Here is a 3074-nt window from a genome sequence, read left to right on the forward strand (position 1 = left end):
CCGCCCGCTCCCCGGCGCGGGCGGCGGCCTCCCTCCCCCCGGCTCCTCCGGGCTCCCCGGTCCCTCCGGGCCCCCCGGCCCCTCCGGACCGGCCGGCACCCGGCCGGCCGGCCCCCGCTCCCGTGCACCCGGCGTCAGGCGCCGGCGCCTGACGCCGCTCCGCAGGCCGCCGCGATCCCCCTGTGCTCATGTGCCCCTCGCTCTCCCCTTACGGACGCGTGGTTGTCGTCGCCACCGATGCCGCAGCTCTCACCGACCGGAAACACAAGCTCGCTCTCTGTGCGGTGAACCATGCGAACGACCGTACGAGCCCCCACTGACAATCCCCCTCCGAACGGTGTCCGCGCAGGTGGGAAGGGCGGCCACGGGATCGCCGCGGGGATTGTCAGTGGCCCCGTGCATCGTGGGACCGACACGCGAAAGCCGCCTGCGAGGGGGAAACGTGACCGCCACCACCAGCGCACCGGCCGCTCTGCGGCCCCACGCCGAGGAGGCATTCGCCGGGGAGCTGGACGCCCTGGCCGCGGCGGACGACCGGCCGCGCCCGGAGCGGTGGAGGCTGTCGCCGTGGGCCGTCGCCACCTACCTGCTCGGCGGCACCCTGCCGGACGGCACGGTCGTCAGCCCCAAGTACGTCGGCCCGCGCCGGATCGTGGAGGTGGCCGTCGCCACGCTGGCCACCGACCGGGCCCTGCTGCTGCTCGGGGTGCCCGGCACCGCCAAGACCTGGGTGTCGGAGCATCTGGCGGCGGCCGTCAGCGGCGACTCCACACTGCTGGTCCAGGGCACGGCGGGCACCGCCGAGGAGGCGGTCCGCTACGGCTGGAACTACGCGCGGCTGCTGGCCGAGGGGCCCAGCCGCGGTGCCCTGGTGCCCAGCCCCGTCATGCGGGCCATGTCCGGCGGCGCGGTCGCGCGGATCGAGGAGCTGACCCGCATCCCGGCCGATGTGCAGGACACCCTGATCACGATCCTGTCGGAGAAGACGCTGCCGGTACCGGAGCTGGGCGAGGAGGTCCAGGCCGTCCGCGGCTTCAACCTGATCGCCACGGCCAACGACCGCGACAGGGGCGTCAACGAGCTGTCCAGCGCGCTGCGCCGCCGTTTCAACACCGTCGTCCTGCCGCTGCCGGGGACGCCCGAGGAGGAGGTGGACATCGTGGCCCGGCGCGTGGAGCAGATCGGCCGCTCCCTGGACCTGCCGGGCGTCCCCGACGGCGCCGACGAGATCCGGCGGGTGGTCACCGTCTTCCGCGAGCTGCGCGACGGCGTCACCCTCGACGGCCGCACCAGGGTCAAGTCGCCCTCGGGCACCCTGTCGACCGCCGAGGCCATCTCGGTGGTCACCGGAGGACTGGCCCTGGCCGCCCACTTCGGCGACGGGGTGCTGCGCGCGGACGACGTGGCCGCCGGCGTCCTCGGCGCGGTCGTCCGCGACCCGGCCGCCGACCGGGTGGTGTGGCAGGAGTACCTGGAGGCGGTCGTCCGGGAGAGGGAGGGCTGGAAGGACTTCTACCGGGCCTGCCGCGAGGCGGGCGCGTGAGCGTGCGCGGCGCGGCCGCCGCGGGCACCACCGCCGAGGCCGCCGCCGGCACCCCGGCGGCGGCCGCGCCGCCGCCGGGGCCGCTGCTGATGGGCGTGCGCCACCACGGCCCCGGCTCGGCACGGGCCGTCCTGGCGGCGCTGGAGGCCCACAGGCCGGCGGTGCTGCTGGTGGAGGGGCCGCCGGAGGCCGACGCGGTGGTGGGCCTCGCGGCGCACCGGGAGATGCGCCCGCCGGTCGCGCTGCTGGCGCACGCGGTGGACGATCCGGGCCGTGCCGTGTTCTGGCCGCTGGCCGCGTTCTCCCCGGAGTGGGTCGCCATCCGCTGGGCACTGGATCACGGGGTGCCGGTGCGGTTCTTCGACCTGCCCGCGGCCCACACGCTGGCCCCGGATGCGGCGGGCGGCGCCCGGGAGGAAGGGCGGGAAGAGGAGGAGGCCGGGGAACCGCACCCCGACCCGCTGCGGGTGCTCGCCGAGACGGCCGGCCACGACGATCCCGAGCGCTGGTGGGAGGACGTCGTCGAGCACCGCGGCACGCAGGCCCGTACCGCCGGGGGCCGCCCCGCCGACCCGTACGCGCCCTTCGCCGCCCTGGCCGACGCCATGACCGCGCTGCGCGAGGCGCACGAGGGCACCTCCGGCACCGCGCCCGGCGCCCCACCGGGCATCCCGCCCGGCACGGCGTCCGACGGCGCGGGCCGGCGGCGCGACGCGGTGCGCGAGGCCCACATGCGGCTGCGGCTGCGGGAGGCGCGCGGGGAGTTCGGCGACGACCGGGTCGCCGTGGTCTGCGGCGCCTGGCACGTACCGGCCCTCACCGCGCGGACGACCGCCACCGCCGACCGGCGGCTCCTCAGGGGTCTGCCGAAGACGAGGGTGGAGATCACCTGGGTGCCGTGGACCAACGAGCGGCTGGCACGGCGCAGCGGCTACGGCGCCGGCATCACCTCGCCGGGCTGGTACGGCCATCTGTTCGCCGCGCCCGACCGGCCCGTGGAGCGCTGGATGGCCGAGGCCGCCCGGCTGCTGCGCGAGGGGGGCCGCACCGCGTCATCGGCGTCACCGGCCTTCCCGGTCTCCCCGGCGCACGTCATCGAGGCGGTACGGCTCGCCGGCGCCCTGGCGGCCCTGCGCGGGCGCCCGTTTCCGGGGCTCGGCGAGACGGTCGACGCGGTGCGGGCCGTGATGTGCGACGGCTCGGACCTGCCGCTCGCCCTCGTACACGACCGGCTGGTCGTCGGGGACGCCCTCGGCACGGTGCCGCCGGACGCCCCCGCCGTTCCGCTCCAGCGCGACCTCGCCCGCCTGCAGAGGTCGCTGCGCCTCAGGCCCGAGGCGCGCGAGCGCGAACTCGGCCTCGACCTGCGCGAGGCGAACGCCGCGGCGCGCAGCAGGCTGCTGCACCGGCTGCGGCTGCTCGGCGTCGACTGGGGCGAGCCGGTGCGCACCCGCACCGGCGGCACGGGCACCTTCCGCGAGACCTGGCGGCTGTGCTGGCGGCCGGAGCTGTCGGTGCGGATCGCCGAGGC

General features: G+C 77.3%; 2 protein-coding genes. Both read left to right on the plus strand.

The window, feature by feature from the left end:
- The first annotated feature begins 442 nt into the window (after window positions 1-442).
- On the plus strand, window positions 443-1543 hold the full coding sequence (locus ACLIYP_RS29975; RefSeq protein WP_412716224.1) for an ATP-binding protein: 1101 nt from the start codon (window positions 443-445) through the stop codon (window positions 1541-1543).
- Between the two features lie 2 nt (window positions 1544-1545).
- Window positions 1546-3074 (plus strand): DUF5682 family protein (locus ACLIYP_RS29980; protein ID WP_412716225.1); only part of this gene is annotated, 1529 nt, incomplete at its 3' end.

This window comes from Streptomyces nanhaiensis (genome assembly GCF_046614825.1).
GTDB lineage: Bacteria > Actinomycetota > Actinomycetes > Streptomycetales > Streptomycetaceae > Streptomyces > Streptomyces radiopugnans.